This is a genomic window from Elusimicrobia bacterium HGW-Elusimicrobia-1 (assembly GCA_002841695.1).
Classification (GTDB): domain Bacteria; phylum Elusimicrobiota; class Endomicrobiia; order PHAN01; family PHAN01; genus PHAN01.
Genome location: PHAN01000002.1, coordinates 81,400 through 99,719 on the forward strand (window position 1 = coordinate 81,400; position 18,320 = coordinate 99,719).

The following is an 18,320-nucleotide window of genomic DNA, read 5'->3' on the forward strand; positions in this document are numbered from 1 at the left end:
TGACGGAAAATTAAACGATGAAACTACAACTGCGAATTTCGATAATAATGGTCGGCCTGGTGCTGGCGGTGCTTTCTTCGACGATGCTTGTTCTCTATCATTACGAAAAGCAGATGCTATTAAGCGATGTATCCGCGAAGATGGACGTTACACTCAAACATTTCGTTAAGGTCTCCGAGGACGCGCTCGTAGTCAAGGACGACCTGCTTCTGCTGAACTACACCAACCTCATCAAAAAAACCGATGCCGCCGTGGTTTACGCGGCCTTTCGCGACCGTTCAGGATTGTTTTTGGCCCATACTGACCCTAAGTACATCTATAAAAAAGCAAAAAGCGATATGCCTGCCGACGAGAATATCATAGTAAAGGAGCAGGAAGTCCTGCTTTCAAAACGCCGCATCGGTTTTGCCGAAGTGGGCTTTTCCAAAGAGTATATAGACGGAGTTATAGAGTCCGCGCTGTCGGACACAAGATACAGGATATACGCCATCGGCGTGGTGGGTGTTCTTTTGGGGTTGGTCGGAGCGTTTTTTCTGGGGCATACCATAACCGCGCCGATTTACAAGGTCGTCGAGGGCGCGCAAAAAATCGGCGGCGGCGACCTTTCTTTTGAAATCGACGTGCGACGGCGCGACGAACTCGGCGTGCTGGCAAACGAGTTTAATTCCATGGCCCGCAAACTCAAAGAACTCGACGATATGAAACGGGATTTTGTGGCGTCCGTGACCCACGAACTCAGGTCTCCTTTGGCCGCCGTGCAGAGTTACGTCTCGTTACTTCTGGAAAAAAAGGATTTCTCGCGCGAAATAATCGAAGAAAGTATGGTAAGAATCAAAAATAACACGCTTCGTCTCGGCAGATTCATAAACGACCTGCTCGATGTCGCCAAAATAGAGGCCGGAAAACTCGACGTATCCTGCGTCAGAATGAATCTGTCGCCCGCCGTCACGGACGTTATCGACCTGTTCGCGGCATCCGCCGCCGAAAAGAAAATCAAACTTTCAGCCGACTTGCCGTCCGCGGCCGTAATGGTAACCGCCGACGAAGACAGATTAAGGCAGGTAATAACTAACCTTGTAAACAACGCGCTTAAATTCACGCCCTCGGACGGGGCGGTCACCATAAAAGCGGTCACCGAGCCGGCGGCGCGCCGTGCGGTCGTTTCCGTGATCGATACGGGCATAGGCATACCCAAAGAGGCGTTAAACAGAATATTTTCAAAATTCGAGCAGGTAAAAGGCGTAAGAGACAACATAAAAGGCCCCAAAGGAACCGGGCTCGGGCTCACGATTGCCAAAGCCATCGTCGAAATACACGGCGGAGTCATACGCGTTGAGAGCGAGCCGGGCAGAGGGACATCGTTTATTTTTACGATTCCTCTGGCGCCGGCGACGGAATAAAAAATCGGCCGCGGCACTCTAATTTACCGGGTAGGCACGGCAAACGGAGAAAAGAAATGGGCGGAAAGATATTGGTAGTCGACGACGAAGAAGATTATCTCCACATCCTGAAACTCCTTTTGGGCAGCGAAGGTTACGACGTGGAAACCGCCTGCGACGGCGCCGACGGATGGGAAAAACTCAAGGAAGGCGGCTACTCTCTGGCGATAGTCGACATAAACATGCCCAGGATGGACGGCTATCAACTCTGCGGCGAAATCCGCAAATCGGAAACGCTAAGAGACACGCCGGTGATAATGCTGACTGTCCGCAGCAAAGACGAAGAACAGATATGGGGCCTTGAAGTCGGCTCCGACGATTATGTCACAAAACCCTTCGAGCCGTCCGTGCTGGTGGCCAAAATTAAATCGGTTTTAAGACGTTCCAAACACATAGGTCTCGACGGATGAAATACGCAAAGAACTTTTCGACGTTTGTGCGGAGGTTATCGGTGATATCGAATACAACTGCCGTTCGTGGGATGTCGGACGTAAAAAGATTGACGCCGCCGAAATTTGCGCCGGTGTCGATGGCTGTCTTCGTGTTGTTTTGTTTCGCGTCGCCATCCTCCGTTTTCGCGGAGAATGAAATGATACAGATCACCGTCGAAGTCGTGGAAGTGCTTAATTCAAAGGCGAAAGACCTCGGTGTTAAATGGGTGGATACAGTGCAGACAGGCGAGGTAATGTGGAATGCGGGCGGCCGCCAGCCGGCAATGCTTCCCGAGGTTCCTTCCGTCATCAAAGTCGGCGACTGGGCGCGCTGGAGCCCGTTTACCGCCGAACTTAAAATGCTTGTCGAGAAGGGCGCGGCCAAGATAATGTCCAAGCCCAAGCTTCTTACCAAAAGCGGCTCGGAAGCCAAAGTTCTCGTCGGCGGCGCGTATCCCATCGCTGTCGCCGGCGTCGGTGGGTCGCTCGGCACCATAGAGTGGAAAGAATACGGCATACGACTTATAATCAAGCCCGTCGCGCTGGCCAATAAAAAAATATCGGCCACCATCACCACCGAGGTGAGCCGTCTGGACTGGGCGAACAAAGTGCAGGGTTTTCCGGCTGTCGTAACTCGCGAGGCAACTTCGGAAATCATCGTCAATGGCGGCGACACGCTGACCATCGCGGGTCTTACGGAGAGCAAGAAAGAAGATAAAATAAGCGGCGTGCCTGTTCTTATGAATATACCGATTCTGGGCGAGCTTTTCAAGCGAAGAAGTATGCAGGACATCGAGAGCACGGTCGTCATTTTCGTAACCCCGAGTTACGTAAATTAACGAGGGAAAAAATATGAAAAAAATAATCCCCGCATTAATGATTTCGGGAATAGCGTTTGCCGTCTTCGCCGCGCAAGGTTGTTCGCGGCCGCCGGCTGCTGTCAGTATGGAATTTCGCGGCCGTGTTTTATACGGTGTAGAAAACTCAAGCGGCACGCTCATTGTGCTGGGAGTGCTCCCGGGCGCGCGTGTAATACTTATGAACGATAACACGTCGGTAGTCACGGACGCGTCGGGAAATTACAGTATGGCGGCATCGGTGCCGAGGAGTTTCGTGAGCAACAATGTGGAACAATACACGCTTGAGGCCGTGGCGCCCGTCACATGGGCCGGCACCAGCCAGCGGCAGGGTGTTACGGGTCGGCCGGGCGATATTATATACGTCAGGGACTTCATACTCTTTAGGCATTATTATTTACAACAATAATATGAGCGACCAATATTTAGGCCCTCTGGAAGAATACTTCTCCGACGAATCCGTTACGGAAGTTATGATTAACGGAATAAATCAGATTTACGTAGAGCGCGGCGGAAAGCTCACACTTACGGATAAAAAATTCGCCGACGAAAAAGAAATCGCCGCCGTTATCGACGCCATACTCAAACCCATAGGCCGCCGCGTCGACGAAGAAACGCCCCTCGTGGACGCCCGCCTTCTGGACGGCTCCCGCGTAAACATCGTCATCCCGCCGATATCGCTTGTCGGCCCCATGATAACCATAAGAAAATTCTCCAAGAAGCGCCTCGTCGTCGACGACCTCATAAAGTTCGGCGCGCTCACCCAGAAAATGGCGGACTTCGTCAACCTCTGCGTCTCCGCCCGCAAGAACGTGATAATATCGGGCGGCACCGGTTCCGGTAAAACCACGCTCCTCAACGTCGCCTCGTCGTACATCCCCGAGGACGAACGCATACTTACCGTCGAGGACACCGCCGAGTTGCGTCTCAATCAGACGCACGTCGGACGTCTCGAAGGCCGCCCCGCCGACCTCGCGGGCAAGGGCGCCATATCAATTCGTCATCTTGTAATAAACGCTTTAAGAATGCGCCCCGACAGAATTGTCGTCGGAGAGTGCCGCGGCGGAGAGGCGCTGGATATGCTTCAGGCAATGAATACCGGCCACGACGGCTCTATGACCACCGTCCACGCCAATACACCCAGAGACGCGCTGAAGCGTTTGGAAGTTATGGTGCTTATGGCCGGCTACGACCTACCGGTTCGGGCCATCAGGGAGCAGATTTCATCGGCTGTCAACGTGATAGTGCAGTTGTCGCGGCTCACCGACGGGTCGCGCAAAGTGATAGACATTTCGCAAGTAACCGGAATGGAGGGGGATACCATCACAATGGGCCCCATATTCAAATACGTCCAGTCCGGCATTGACCCGTCCACCCGCAAAGTCGTAGGCGAGTTCCGCGCCACCGGCGCCACGCCCACATTCCTTGAAGAAGTCAAAGCCAAAGGCATCAAGTTTGATATGGGTATGTTCAGGAACGAATAGTTGAAGTGGATAGTGGTTAGTGATTGCTTTTAAGATGTTTTCCTTCCTCGTTTTCTAATCTCCCGATTTTCCAATTTCCGCTTCTAAAAAACCTTGGCCCAACGCTTCGGGGAATAAACGAATTCCGTCAATCAGATTCCTTAACGGCGCGCTGTTAAAACGCTTGACTGAGCGGGGGCAATTTGCTATATTTAGAACACCTATTCAGGCGCTCGTGTTTTAAACGGCGCCGTTCGTCGCGACGCGCATATAAAAAGTATTATTATTTGCGTTCGTGCCAATTCGGATAAGAAATCACGTCGGTGCCGAGCGCTTGCGCCAACCGACAACGGAGGCGATAGTGTCCCCTCCCACCATAGTAGATGTAGCAAACGCCTGCAATGTTTCCGCCTCGACGGTATCGCTTGTCATAAGCGATCACCCCAGAATCCCCGCCGCAACCAAAGAAAAAATAAGAAAGAAGATAGACGATCTCGGCTACCGCCCTAATCCCATGGCGCGCTCTTTAGTCAGCGGCCACACGGGGATTATAGCGGTTCTCGTGCCGCCCGCCGAGAATGTTTTTTCCGACCCGTTTTACGCTCAGGCCCTCGACGGAATATATTCCATCGTCAAACCCCGCGGTTATAGAATAATACTGGAGGTCGGCGACGAATCCTTCTGGACGAAAGAAGAATACAGGCGGCTCGCTTCAGACCGCCTCGCCGAAGGCGTGATATTTCTCGGCGGTCTTGAAAGCGAGCACAAAAAACTTGCCTCTCTTGAAACGCCATGCCGCTACGTCGTAGTCGGCGAGGGTTCGGCTCGCATTCGCGGCCTGCCCCGCGTTTCCGGCGATAACTTCAAGGGAGGCCTCGCGGCGACGAATTACCTCCTTAACCTCGGGCATAAAAATATCGCTCATATCCACGGCGACATCAAGGTTGTTTCCGTGCGCGAAAGATTGCGCGGCTACCTGAGAGCCCTTTCCGACGGGGGCGTTCTTTTCGCGCCGGATCTCGCCATGGACGGACGCTTCTGCGAGTGGGACGCCTACCTCGCCGCGAAAACACTCCTTTCATCGACGAATCCTCCGACGGCGATCTTCGCCGGCAATGATCTTATGGCATTCGGCGCTATCCGCGCCGCTGCGTCTCTCGGGCTCAACGTGCCCTGCGACGTCTCCGTCGTCGGTATGGACGATATCCCCGCAGCCGCCGACTTCAGCCCGCCTCTTACGACGGTAAAGTATCCCGTGTTCGCGATGGGTTCCTTTGCCGCGGCCGCTCTCATAGATTCTGTGAAAAATGATACGGCCTGTAAAATTTCAAAAACTTTGAAAGTCGACCTTGTCGTCAGAAAAAGCGCCGCCGCCCCGTCGATCGCGCTAAAAAAAATATGCCGGTAACCGGAGGTTTTATGAAAAATATTAAAAATGGAAACGCGCTCCGCGCGCGAATTCTCGGCAAAGTGTTCGCCTCGGCGCGCCTGCTCTTGGCGGCGTATCTGGTCTCGTCGATAGTTGAGCCCGCGGCTCTTAGCGCGGGTGTTCCGCCCGGTATAAACTATCAGGGGCGTTACGTCGCAGACAACGTTCCGTTCACGGGCAATAAGTCAAATTGTCAATTTAAAATCTATGACGACCCGACGTCCGGAACACTGCGTTGGTCGTCTCCCGCCGTTTCGCTCGACTTCGACAGGGGGCTTTTCAATTATGTCATCGCGTGTTCGACTCACGACTGGCGGACTTATGAGAGTTACCTTGAAGTTGTTATAGACGGTGTAACCCTCTCACCCCGGGAGCGGCTGCAGGCGAGCCCGTATGCGTTTTTCTCGTCGAGCGCGGCTTATTCTTATGACGCGGACAAAATAGATAACATAGATTCTTCAGCGCTTGTTCAAATCGCGGGAAATCAAAACATCACGGGCGTGAAGACGTTTACAAGCAGTGTGACTGTGACAGGTGCCGGGGGTTTGTCGGGCGCGGCCGGCGGCGGGGCCGGAGCAAATAGTCTGAGAATTTCTTCAGGCGTCTATATTGGCCAGTCGCAAACAGACCGCTGGATAACCGACGACGCCGCCAATTATGCCACAAGGTTTTCGTCTAATGTTTATATATCAGGGGTCATTCGCGCCGATTATAGTGGAATAACTATTTTGGAATTGTGGAAAGAGGGCTCAGGGGGTAATTACGCATTGAGCGCCACAGGGGGAGCGGACCTCGGTGGTTGTGGAACGATGCTTGATGGAACATGGTTTCACCCCTCAGGGAATATACAGGTTAGATTATATGTAAATGTGGATTCTATAACAGGGGGAACTTATAATTTCCAGCTACATAATGTCACTGATAACAACTATCCTGTTATTAACACAGATGGAACTATGAGCGGAACGACATCCGGAATGAAAGATTCGGGGTGGAAAAATACCACTGTAAATGGACTTAAGTGGGTAAGTTTATACGGGTGGGTTAGCGGCTCTACTACTAATTTTAATCCGGCAATTCTTCTGGTTCGCCCACAATTGCCATGAAAATAGTAAAAATGTGGACGGAGTATTCCTCTTTCTTAAAGGGGTGTCCCGCCAAGGCGGGACGGGGTATTTAATGAAATTACCTTACAACCCAGCGTTAAAAGAAAAAGCAAGAGAACTCAGAAAGGCGGGTAATTTATCAGAAGTTTTGCTGTGGAACAAGGTAAAGCAAAAACAGATGCTCGGATTTGATTTTACCAGACAACAAGTGATTGGAAATTATATTGTTGATTTTTATTGTCCAAAATTAAATTTGGTGATTGAAATAGATGGTATCAGTCACGAGTTTAAGTGTGAATATGATGAAAAAAGAGAGTGGTTTTTAAAGTCATTAGATTTAAAAATTTTGCATTTTAATGACTTGGATGTAAAAAAATCATTAGATACAGTTTTAGAGCAAATTAAGGTGTGGGTTAAAGAGAATACCCCGTCCCTTCGGGACACCCCTTTTGTAAAAGGGGAATTAAACCGACGTTACAAGAGAATGAAAAAAAATATTCTTTACTTCCCGACGCTTAAGCGTCGGCTACAAATTTGGCGAATAACAATCCCTCGTTTAACTCGGGACAAGTTTCGCCCGCTACAAAATTCCCCTTTTATAAAAGGGGTGTCCCGATTTATCGGGACGGGGTATTTCATATCTCTATATTTTCATATTTCCATTTTCTTACTTCTTCCCGCTGGTTCTTTACACGCTGCCGTACCGGTGCTGTCGTCAAACACGGTGCAGTTGCGAGCGACTGTTTTCGACTCCGGCGGCTCGTCTCTGACGGCATCGGGCGTTTCCGTCGAGCGTTTCTCGGCGGCTCAAACCGCCGCGTCATCCATGACCGCCGCGGGCGTCGTTTTTTACGGCGGTTTTTGGGGACAGGATTTGACGGCGCCGTCGGTCGTTACGGATTTGTCGGCGTCGTCGGGGCCCGCCGTCAATGATATAACGATTATTTGGACGGCGCCATTTTCCGACGGCGACGTTGGAGACATCACAAGCGGATATTTCAGAATAACGGTGGCGACTTACGCCGCCTACGATTATTCGCCGACATCTTACAGCGTCTCTATTTCGACCTTGATGACGCAGGGGGAACTCCAAACTTTCATCGCCGGAAATCTCACGATGAACGTAACTTACTACGTTCGCGTTCGGCACTGCGACGAGAACTACAACTGGTCGAACATTTCCGTCGGCGCGACCGTTTATCTTGAAGATGTGCCGGTCCCGCCCCAAGCGCCGTCATCCTTGAGCCAGTCCGTCGGAGAACCGCCCGCTGCGCTTGAGTGGGGCACGTGGCTCTCGACGAAGAGCGTTCGCGCCGCGTTTTTCCAAGCCGACTCTAACTCGCTCGACCTTCTTGGCTTCATCGTTGATTTCAGTACTCATTCCGATTTCTCATTTATCTTTCATTCCACCACCTCGATATATCTGCCGCATGGCACCACCAATTATCTCTCGGCCGAACTTACCGACGCCGCGAGTTGGTACTGGCGCGTTTCTTCTCAGGATAACTCCGTCGAGAATTATTCAGGGCCGCACTCGACCGCCGCATCGGGCGGCGTCGCTTTCAGGATCGACTCGAAGCCCCCGTCGGCGATTTCAAATCTCACCGCCCTTACGGGCGCGCTCGACGGAGACGTGATACTTAAATGGAGCGCCCCTTCCGACGACGGCGCATCCGAACCGCCCATCGGAGCCGTCTACGTCATAAAAGCCGCCACCTACAACATAACATCCGACCTTTACGATGCGGTAATCGACAACCCGCCCTATACGCACATCGTCGAGATTTCGACGACCTCCGCTGCCGGGGCTCCGCAGGAGTATATCGTCCGCGGGATACTCTACCCCGGGACGACCTGGTATTTTGCCGTAAAAACAAGAGACAAAGCCGGCAACGTTTCTTCGTGGTCGGTCGGCGGCGGAGTAAACTCCGAGAATTCCGCGCCCGCGCAAGACCTCCCTCCTCCTCCGCCGCCGGGAATTACCGCGACTCCCGCCGGTTCAACGACAATTGATGTTTCATGGGATTTGCCGTCCTTCGGCGGTTATGACGATCGCGATATTTACTGGGTTTATCGGGCGACTTTTTCGTTCTCGTCGGAAAATACGGCTTTTGTCGAACATATAGCGACACGCACCCACCCGTCGTCTTCATTTACGGACACCGGCCTTTCGGTCGGTGTTACTTGCTATTACAGGGTAAAAACCCTTGATAAAGGCGATAACGACAACGGGCTTTGCAGCGCCGCGCTTATCTCGGAGCTTTCGGTAATCGCAAGCACTGTTCCGGCGGTTTCAGAGTCCATGAAAGTAACCGTCGTTTACGACGACAGGTCCGAGGTAAACAAGAATAACTACGGCGTTGTTGACGGTATAGAAGACGCCGACGGCACAGTATCATTTATCTGGCCGAAGGTTATCGGCGGCGGGTCTATAACAAACTATTTTGTCCGTGTGTCAAGTTCCAACGACATCAACACGACTTTTTATTTTTCCTCGGCGACTTTATCATCTGCCGTGAGTACTTATACGGTGAGCGGGCTGCCCCGCGGCGTTCGCTGGTATTGTCGGGTAAAAGCAAAAAATACCGACGAAGACGAAAGCCCCTGGACTATCTCGGATGGAATTTATGTGAGCCGTAAAACGATAGATTCAAGTTTATCCGATTGGTCCGGCAACTACGCGGCGGTGATAAATTCAGTGACGGTTTCAGCCGGCGACGCCTTGTGGCGCGATGCGATTTCCGACCAGAGATCCGATAATCACAGCTCCACGCAACTTGATATTTCTTCCGTCGGAATATCCTGTGACGAGTACAATTTATACATGTTTGTCGCTTTCGCGTCAACCGTGGCGGCGAATTTTGACGGCAGAAATTTTATCCAGATAATGCTCGACAACGGCCTCACTTCCACGGAAAGAGTGTTCAGGGGAAGAGGCGTCGGCTCGGAGGACAGTTATGTCTCCGGCGATACCGCGTGGGAGTATCTGTGCGAAATCGTAACGGACAACGATGTTTTCCGTGTCGAAGACAGCCAATTCTCAAACAGAAATTTCGGCGGATACTCGGAGCACAACGACAATTATTTTTATGAAGTGGCGATGCCTCTTTCAAATCTCGGCGGTAAAGAAAGATTTCTCGGCAAAACCGTTAATTTTACCGTCGCGACATTCTGGAATGATAACGGAGTAGTAGGCCAGTGGGGCGCAGGTAGTTCAAATATAGTTGATGTCGTCACATCTTCGGGAACCAACACCTGGAACGAGGTTTCCGACAGGGTAGTGGATTATTACATGGCCATAACGCTCTCGACGTCAGGCGCCATAACCGCGGTAAGCGGCGCGACGGCGAACAGTGTTCCTCCGATGACGGAGCCGCAGCCGGACGCCTCGGCCCCTCCGTCGGCGTTGGATTATATGCTTTACAATATTTTCGTTGATGCCTGGCGCGACGGCGACCCCGCGAACAATAATCCCACGGACACAAACAGTTACGGCGGCGACTTTCAGGGCGTAATGGACAGCGCGGACTACTTTAACGAGATGGGAATAAATATGCTGTGGTTTGCCCCCGTGCATCAGTTCGGCGGAGGAATCTGGGGTTACAACCTTGACGACGCCTATCAGTTTATGAGCAGGTTCGGCGGGAGAGATAAATATATTGAGATGGCGAAGAAGGTTAAAAATCGCAACTTAAAAACGATGCTCGACTGGGTTCCGGGACAGGTTGGCGGCAAGGATTCTCCGACGGGCAAAAAATATCCTAATTATTTCCAGGACGAAATCTTCGGCTACGGATTAAGGCAGGAGTTCGCCGAGCCGAGGGCGTATATGGTCAATAACGCGGTCTGGTGGTCGTCATTTACCGACGGATTCAGATTCGATAATCCAAAATTCTGGGACAATGGCGACGGCCCCGGCAGATACGAATTCTGCCGCGTTCTGCGGTTTGCCGTAGACAGATGGAACCCCGAACTCTACATGATGGGCGAGATACCTGGCACCGTCGGTAATTTCAACGAATACACCGGCTCTCTGGGACCGATGATTCACGGGGCTATTGATATGGCGAGCGGCGGTTATAAAGACGCGTGGGACCACCATATATGCGCGTGGGCAAGGCCGGGAGACGCCCAATCGCGAACGACCATCGGCGTGCGTTCGGGTCTCGACGAGCAGCAAGTGACATGGAAAAATGACCTCTCGATAAATCCGGTGATGATGGAAAACCACGACGAAACCCGGCTTATTTCAAGATACAGGCCCGGCGGAGCAAATGGCGAGTGGCAGCAGCGGGTGGCTTATATGACGGCTTTTCTCGTCGGCGGGCCCGCGAAGATTTTCTACGGCGGCGAAGTCGGGCTTGAAGGCCCTTACGGCGGCGGCTCGTCGGAGAAGATGGACAGAAACGGCAACGTCCGCCAGATGCTGTTCAACCGCGCCAATGAGTGGCCGTGGATAGCCGTCAGAGACAGCATAAGAAGAACACTTCAGGCGAAAGCGAACTTCCCCGAACTCAGGGGCGACCCCAAAAAAGGCGGCCGCGGCTGGTATACGGGCGGACAGTATGACGACAACGTTCTTGTCGTTGCCCGCACATGGGCCAACCCCGACAGAAAATCAATCGTTATGATAAACCGCTCGGCGGGGAACGTCCAGATGAGCAGTGTGGGCACAGGCGATAACAATACTGTCTATAAAGATTGGTTGACCGATAAAAATTTTACTACAAATGCAAGCGGCATTCTTCAGGATAATGATAATACGGACGGAGATGGTAACCTTAATACTTTTAATGTGGATTCGCATAACGGCAGAATTTTAATCAGGGGCGGATACGACTGGGTGAATATAACCGGTTCCGTCAAAGACGGGGCGGGAAATCCTGTCCCGGGCGCGGTCGTTGATATTGACAGAAAAAGTCACTGGACGACGACTACCGACGCCGGCGGTAACTACTCGCTGTCGGGGGATTTAAGAAAAGTCCTGACGGGCAATCGCACAATACGCGTATGGGCAAACGGTTTCGGCATCGTAGATATCTCGACCAACATTGTGATAGCGGGCGGTGTAAACAGGACGCAAAATTTCACTCTGACTGCCGACAACGCGCCGCCCCAGCCGCCTACGAACCTGAGCGGTCGGCCCAGAAAAAATGCCGCTATGATTTTCTGGCAGCCGAACACGGAGGGGGACATCCAGTCGTATATCGTTTATAGAAGCACGGTTTCCATTGCCGCCGGCTCATTCCCCGCGCCGTTAGTCGAGATTTTTTCTCCGTATTATTATGACAACAATTTTGACGGTCGGATAAATTCCGACGGAAAACACGTGGATCTTCTTGAAAACGGCGCCACATACTATTACCGTGTCCGCGCTGTTGACAGGAGCGGGAACAAATCCGCGCTTTCAAATCAAATAGCGATCGTTCCAAGACCGATAAAAGCCACCTTCTGGGTTGATACTAGAGATAGCGGGCAGTCGGTCGCATCCGTGGATGTGGAGGGAGACGCTCTGGCATTCGGCGATACCAAACCTGAAAGGAACGTCCGGGGATGGACACAATTGTTTTCCAACGGCGATGGGACATTCCAGAGAACTTTTGATATGGATGATTCCGACTTTATAGAATACAAATACGTGATTACGACCTCCGGCGGAGGAAGGATAGGGGAGGGCGACGCGGGGCATTTGTTCAATGACCCCGCAGGGACCAATGGGGCGGAAAATCGCGGCGAGATTTATCTTGACGCCATACCCAATGTGGAAATCAGGGACGAAGGCGACGGAACGATGCTTTTGCCGAACGTTTGGCGGTGGTATCAGGACAGAGCGCCGAGAGCGCCGTCGGGGGTTGGGATTTCAGCCGGTCCAAACATTTTAACAACCGGCTGGACAAAAAACGCCGAGCCGGATTTACAATATTATACCGTTCAACGTTCGACATGGAATTCGGGATTTTCGGGCGCGGTCGCATCGGTTAACATCGGCAAGGACCAGATTAGTTATGTCGACACGAATCTGCTCAATGGCAACACTTATTACTACAGGATCAGGGCGATAGACAGAAGGGCGAATATCGGCGATTGGTCTTCAACCATTTGGGCATATCCTCGGGCGGCGGATACAACCGCGCCTGTATCGCCATCGGGGTTGGCCGCGTATGGTTCGGGAACAAATGGGCTTGGATCGGTTGAAGTAAGATGGAATGCAAATTATGAAGGCGATTTGGCGGGATATAATATTCACCGCTCGACGGAAAGCGAGTTTGCGCCCGTCGCCGCCAATAAGTTAAACATCGTTTTGATTTCGCCGTCGCAGGAACCGCTTTACACCGACAAAAACACAACAACCGGCACGCAGTACTATTACAAGATTGTTGCAATTGACGACAGCGGCAACACCTCAAACCCTTCCGTTCAACTTTCCGTAAAAATCATTCCGGTGACATTTAATGTCGATATGGGAAATATCAATCCTTCAAACGTTCAAATACTCGGGAACACAAAACCGCTCGATTGGAGCGGAACAAATAGTTTGACGTGTCCGGCGGCCAGTACCTACACGATTACACTCGGCTTTGTTTCGGGAACTACGCTCTGGTATCGCTACGCCTATAACTCGGCTTCCGTCGAGGAACAGCCGTTTGCGACGTCTTCCTCGCAATACCGCGAGTATGTAATCGGGTATTCCACCGCCGTCGTCAGTAATGACTGGGAGCAAAACCCCGATATGGTTTCAGGCGTCAAGGTTTACGGCGGCGTCAACAAAGCATATCTTTACTGGGACGCGAACACGACCGCAGAGGATATCGCTGGATATAACATCTATCGCTCCGAGCCGCCCTCGACTACGCCCACACTTAAATTAAATGCGGGGCCCACGAGTTATATTCAACCCTATACCGTCACAGGACTGGACACCGGCTCTACATATTACTTTTCGGTAAAAGCGGTTGATTCGGGGAGTCAGGTTTTGGAAAGCACCGCCGCCTCGGTCGTTCCTGTTTTCATATCTTCGAGAGTTTACGTCCATTTCGGAATCCCGTTTTCAGTCGGACAATCAAGCGCGCCGTGGGGCGATGCCGACAAAATAAAGATGTATCTGGCCGTGCACAACTCGACGGATACGGATCTTTCCGTCTGGAACACTTCCGAAAGAGCAAATGTTACTGACGGAAAAATGGTGATGACGGCCTCCGGCGACGGAACATATCGCGCTATGGTTCCTTTGGCTGTCGGAAATCGCTACAATTTTACATTCTTCGCGCAGACGACAAACAATCCTCCGTCGGGCTTGAACGGCAACACCGAATATTACGATACAGTCCCGGATACGGGGAGTTTTATAGTTTCCAATTCATCAACGGGTATTTCTCCTCCGGCGGGCGTATCGGCTGTTTTTGCGCCGTTCGGGATAACCCGCGACGCCAGGCGTGTTCTGGTTTTGCCCTCTGATATTGCGGCCGGCTCCACGATGTACGTCTTTGCGAACTTCGGCTCCTCACCCACCGCGCCGACTTATATACAGGCCGTCGGCGGAAATAATAAAGTTACCCTTTACTGGTCGGCGCCGTACGGTTCGCCGTGGACGTATCCGTCTCCTGAAAAAACCGGCAATGTCCCTCTGGGCGGCGGCGAGTCGATGAAAGCGGCCGATGTCGTTGCCGGCGGAGTGTACCACATTTTCGTCACCACATATAACCACGGCTCGTTTAATTCTTATACCGCAACAGTCACGCTTTCGGGCGGAACGATGAACTATACGTTTACGGGGCTTCAAAATGGCGTAACTTATTACTATCTTATGCGTTCATCCGATACTTTCAAGGGACTTGTGGGAAATAATTTCAGCGTTTTGTCGGCGACCGTAAGCGCTCAGCCCACGTCGGCGGCGGTTCCCGTAAGTGTCAGAGTAAACCGCGGGGCGCATCCATTGTGGAAAGCGGTGAGAAAAACAATCGCTTTTCAGGAAGGCACAAGCGTTCCCGCATGGGACGCCGACGGGAAGTCAAATATCACGCTGACAGGTAAAGCGGTAAATATGGTCGCCCCCGCCGATGATGCAACCGAGCAGGAATTCTCGGCGAACCTCATTCCGGGCACCTCGTATAATTTCATACTTTTCGCATACTCCACTTTTTCTATTGCGGGGCTTGAAACAAACACCACTTATTTTGATACCGTGCCGAACTTCGGCGCCGGCGGAATGATAACATCGACCTCGACCATTTCTATAACAGGGCACGGCAAAGCGCTTTGCGGGCCGGCGGGGCCGGCTTCCGACGCAAGACGGATTTTGTATGTTCCGACCGATTTACCGTCGGGCTCCACACTTTACGTCTACTGCAACTTCGCCTCCAGCCCGAGCGCGGTTTATCTAAGTGCGTCCGTCGTGAGCACGTTTTCCGTCCAACTCGAATGGACGCCTTACGGCGCATGGGGAACGAGCGGCGAAAGTTTGAAAGCCGCCGACGTCATAGCCGGCGGACATTATTATGTATGGCGTTCAAGCGTCAGTTCGGCGGGGCCGTGGAATCTCTGGGTTTCGACGTCGGCGAGAAACTGGATTGACGCGGATCTCAACGCGCCGGGCGACGGGCTGGGGCTTGAAGCAGGGCGGACTTATTTTTATGTCGTCGTGTCGTCGGACTCATATAGCGGAAACTTTATACCCAATATGTACCGCGCCGGCGCGCCGGAGTTTTCCTCGTCGGACGCATCCGTCACGCCGCGCGAAAAAGCGCCGGTCTATTTCAAAGTCGAAAATAATTTCTTCGACGAAAGATACGTCCGCGCGATAGAAATCGCCATACTGCGCCCTCACCCCGCCCCTCTCCCATCGAGGGAGAGGGAGTTTTTGCCGCATAGTTTCCTCTCCCCTTATCAAAAGGGGGATGGCTGCAAATACCCCGTCAAACCTTCGGTTTGCCACCCCTTTAATAAAGGGGAATACAGCCGGGGTATTATTCCCCTCTTTTAGAGGGGTGTCCGAAGGACGAGGTGTTATTCCCCTTTTACAAAAGGGGTGTCCCGAAGGGACGGGGTATTTGAGGGGTAAAATGATGGCGCGATTTTAACAGGATATGTGATAAAAAAAGTCAAGGGTAAACCCTTGACTGGGAGGTAGTTATGATGTACAGATTGTTTAGGTTGTTGTTGTGCGCCGCAATGGCCGCGTTAGTGGGCGCTTCGGCGCTTTTTGCGGCATCGGCCAACGCCCCTTGGGGCGACGCAGCGCAGATACAGGTCGGGGTGGTGATTCATCCGGGTGTCAGCGTCCCGGCGTGGCCGGAAGTCAACAAAAACGATATAACCGGAGACGCCACATCGTTCATCGTTGCGGGGAAAAGCGCGATGGAAGCCGTCGGAGACGGCACTTACCAGTTCAGAACCGACCTGGTACCCGGTGGCGTCTATAACTATATCTTTGGCGCCAGGATAATGCAGGGCGCATGGGGGTTCGATGCCGAAAAAGATTACGCCGAACCTATCCCCGACGGTTCCCAGCAGGACGACTCGGGCAATTACGCGACGAGCGATCCCGGCACTTTCGTATCGCTATCCTCGACGGCGTACTCGTCGACGGGCGATGGCGGGGTGTCGTACGTCAATATCGTCGTCGACAACAATGGAAATTCAAGAAGAAAGTTAGATATGCCCACGGTTGATCCGGGCACGACCATTTACGTCTTCAACAACTTCGGCTCGCTTCCGCGCGGAGTCGCGAATTACTCTGTGAAGATATCGTCCGGACGGGTGGATCTCAACTGGCAAGGCGCGCTGGGAACGTGGGGGTCGGGTATGCCTTCCGTCGACGCCCTCGGCGGGAGAAATCTGCTCTACGTCAGCACGTCCAACTCCGCGGGGCCTTACTCGCTTCTGGCGGATCTCGCCGGAACGGCCACGCATTACGCTCACTCGGGACTTGCCAACGGTACGTCGTATTATTTCATATTCGTCTCATCCGATCCCTACGGAGGTGTAACGCTGTCCACATACACTGCGTCGAAATCGCTTTGGGCGAATCTTTCGCGCGGCATACCGCCGACCGGCACGATGTGGAACTCCGGCGAATACGCGCATAATGATAAATACGGCAAGCCGTCGGGCCCCGTTCCGGTCTATTTCAAAGTCGAAAATATCGACGAGAACTACGTCAGGGAGCACGGCGATCTCGTTTATCTGACTCCGTGGCACGAGGACGGCAGATTATACCGACACAAGATTCAGGGCGTGTTTCTTTCCGCTTATCTGCCGAAGGGATGAGGATAAAATATAGAATTAAGTAACCGATACAAACGCGTTGGCACATTACGTAAAATCTCCCCTAACCCCTCTTTTTCAAAGAGGGGGAATAAGGGAACAATCCCCCTTTATTAAAGGGGGATAAAGGGGGATTTTTGAAATCGTCTCGTTTGTATTAAATTGCTGATATGAAAAAATCGAAGACGTTTCTATCGGTGGCTCTTTTAGTCGTCGCGTTTGCGTCGGCGGGTAGGATTTGCGCCCAACTCCCCGCCGGCGCGGGCGCGTTCGCGCAGTGGGGGAATTTCCAGAAAAAAATAGCCCTCCAGCGCGGCGTCGGCGTAAGCGCATGGGAAGACCGAGGCGACATAAGCTACGAGCAGTACGGGATGTATGCCGCGACGATGTCTCCCGTCGGAGACGGCACGTATCAGATAAAATTTGATTTGTATCCGGGCGCGGAATATAATTTCGCGTTCTTCGCCGTTTCGACGACGCCTTTGGCCGGCGTCACGACAGGTCTCACTTATTTCGACGCCGTTCCGAATCACGGCTCGGACGCGGCTTTCATCGCCTCGACCTCGCCCGCGGCGCCGCTTGCTTCCGATACGCGCTCGGCGGAATACAGGTCCATAGGCGGCGACGCCCGTCGATACGTCGCAATACCGGATCTCGCGCAGGGCACGACGTTTTACGTTTTCAGCAATTGGGCTTCGACCCCATCCGCCCCGACGGACCTTCGCGCCCGGCCCGGCGACTCCAAGGTTCATCTTACATGGGGCGCGCCCTACGGCTGGTGGGGCACGGGCTCCCAACAATACAAAGCCATTGATGTAATCGCGGGGGGAGCGTATGTTATTTACCGCTCGTCGGTGGCGGCGGGCGGCCCATACGAAATAGTGGCCTCGACTCCCGGACATTGTTTCTCATGGACGGATACGAACGTTCAGAACGGAGTGCGATATTATTACGCCGTCTCGTCGAGCGACGCTTACAAAGGCGACGCCGAGGGGGTTCTCGGCGATGTCAATTTATGCTCGGACGCGGCGTCGTCACAGACGCCGGGAGCATCTCCGGGTCAGGCGGTTCCGATAAGATTCAGAGTCGAAGGCATCGACTGGAAGGTGATAAAAGAGAAGGGTTATCTCGCGTGGCTCACGCCGAACGCGGCTTCGGATGGGGCGCCGCCGTGCCCGCCCGCAAGAATCCCCGCGCGGCTCGTCGAAGTAAAACTTTCGAAAACATTGAAAGACAGAATAAGTGATGCGATTAGATGGTTGTTGTAGTGTAGGGGGCTTTATGTTCGTAACAAATTTACGTATTTACGCCCTGTAGTGTAGGGGCTTGTCC

General features: G+C 52.6%; 9 protein-coding genes. All 9 read left to right on the forward strand.

Features of this window, described 5'->3' with window-relative positions:
* Positions 1–17: 17 nt before the first annotated feature.
* The 9 genes from CVU77_01305 (at position 18) to CVU77_01345 (ending at position 18,256) form a co-directional block, all read left to right on the forward strand.
* Positions 18–1,400 (forward strand): hypothetical protein, encoded by a 1,383-nt coding sequence (locus tag CVU77_01305; protein ID PKN02085.1) that lies wholly within the window; start codon positions 18–20, stop codon positions 1,398–1,400.
* A 56-nt stretch (positions 1,401–1,456) separates the two neighbouring features.
* Positions 1,457–1,849, forward strand: a complete 393-nt coding sequence (locus CVU77_01310) for a hypothetical protein (GenBank protein PKN02086.1) — start codon at positions 1,457–1,459, stop codon at positions 1,847–1,849.
* Positions 1,846–2,709, forward strand: coding sequence for a hypothetical protein (locus CVU77_01315; GenBank protein ID PKN02087.1), 864 nt, complete (start codon positions 1,846–1,848; stop codon positions 2,707–2,709). The genes CVU77_01310 and CVU77_01315 overlap by 4 nt, the downstream gene beginning before the upstream one ends.
* Positions 2,710–2,993: 284 nt before the next feature.
* Positions 2,994–4,211 carry a type II secretion system protein E gene (locus tag CVU77_01320; GenBank protein PKN02088.1) on the forward strand — a complete coding sequence of 406 codons (1,218 nt, stop codon included), beginning with the start codon at positions 2,994–2,996 and terminating at the stop codon, positions 4,209–4,211.
* Positions 4,212–4,485: 274 nt separating this feature from the next.
* Positions 4,486–5,598 carry a hypothetical protein gene (locus CVU77_01325; GenBank protein ID PKN02089.1) on the forward strand — a complete coding sequence of 371 codons (1,113 nt, stop codon included), beginning with the start codon at positions 4,486–4,488 and terminating at the stop codon, positions 5,596–5,598.
* Between the two features lie 11 nt (positions 5,599–5,609).
* Positions 5,610–6,725 (forward strand): hypothetical protein, encoded by a 1,116-nt coding sequence (locus tag CVU77_01330; GenBank protein PKN02090.1) that lies wholly within the window; start codon positions 5,610–5,612, stop codon positions 6,723–6,725.
* Between the two features lie 73 nt (positions 6,726–6,798).
* Positions 6,799–15,705: a hypothetical protein gene (locus tag CVU77_01335; GenBank protein ID PKN02091.1), complete on the forward strand. Its 8,907-nt coding sequence runs from the start codon at positions 6,799–6,801 to the stop codon at positions 15,703–15,705.
* A gap of 188 nt (positions 15,706–15,893) precedes the next feature.
* Positions 15,894–16,991 (forward strand): hypothetical protein, encoded by a 1,098-nt coding sequence (locus tag CVU77_01340; GenBank protein PKN02092.1) that lies wholly within the window; start codon positions 15,894–15,896, stop codon positions 16,989–16,991.
* Between the two features lie 167 nt (positions 16,992–17,158).
* Entirely contained in the window at positions 17,159–18,256 is a 1,098-nt protein-coding gene (locus CVU77_01345) for a hypothetical protein (GenBank protein ID PKN02093.1), read from the forward strand.
* Positions 18,257–18,320: the final 64 nt, after the last annotated feature.

Excerpts from the sequence above, each read along its gene's own strand:
- CVU77_01305 (PKN02085.1), top strand. The coding sequence starts at position 18 with ATGAAACTACAACTGCGAATTTCGATAATAATGGTCGGCCTGGTGCTG.
- CVU77_01320 (PKN02088.1), top strand. The coding sequence starts at position 2,994 with ATGTGGAACAATACACGCTTGAGGCCGTGGCGCCCGTCACATGGGCCG.
- CVU77_01335 (PKN02091.1), top strand. The coding sequence starts at position 6,799 with ATGAAATTACCTTACAACCCAGCGTTAAAAGAAAAAGCAAGAGAACTC.
- CVU77_01340 (PKN02092.1), top strand. The coding sequence starts at position 15,894 with ATGGCCGCGTTAGTGGGCGCTTCGGCGCTTTTTGCGGCATCGGCCAAC.
- CVU77_01310 (PKN02086.1), top strand. The coding sequence starts at position 1,457 with ATGGGCGGAAAGATATTGGTAGTCGACGACGAAGAAGATTATCTCCAC.
- CVU77_01345 (PKN02093.1), top strand. The coding sequence starts at position 17,159 with ATGAAAAAATCGAAGACGTTTCTATCGGTGGCTCTTTTAGTCGTCGCG.
- CVU77_01330 (PKN02090.1), top strand. The coding sequence starts at position 5,610 with ATGAAAAATATTAAAAATGGAAACGCGCTCCGCGCGCGAATTCTCGGC.
- CVU77_01315 (PKN02087.1), top strand. The coding sequence starts at position 1,846 with ATGAAATACGCAAAGAACTTTTCGACGTTTGTGCGGAGGTTATCGGTG.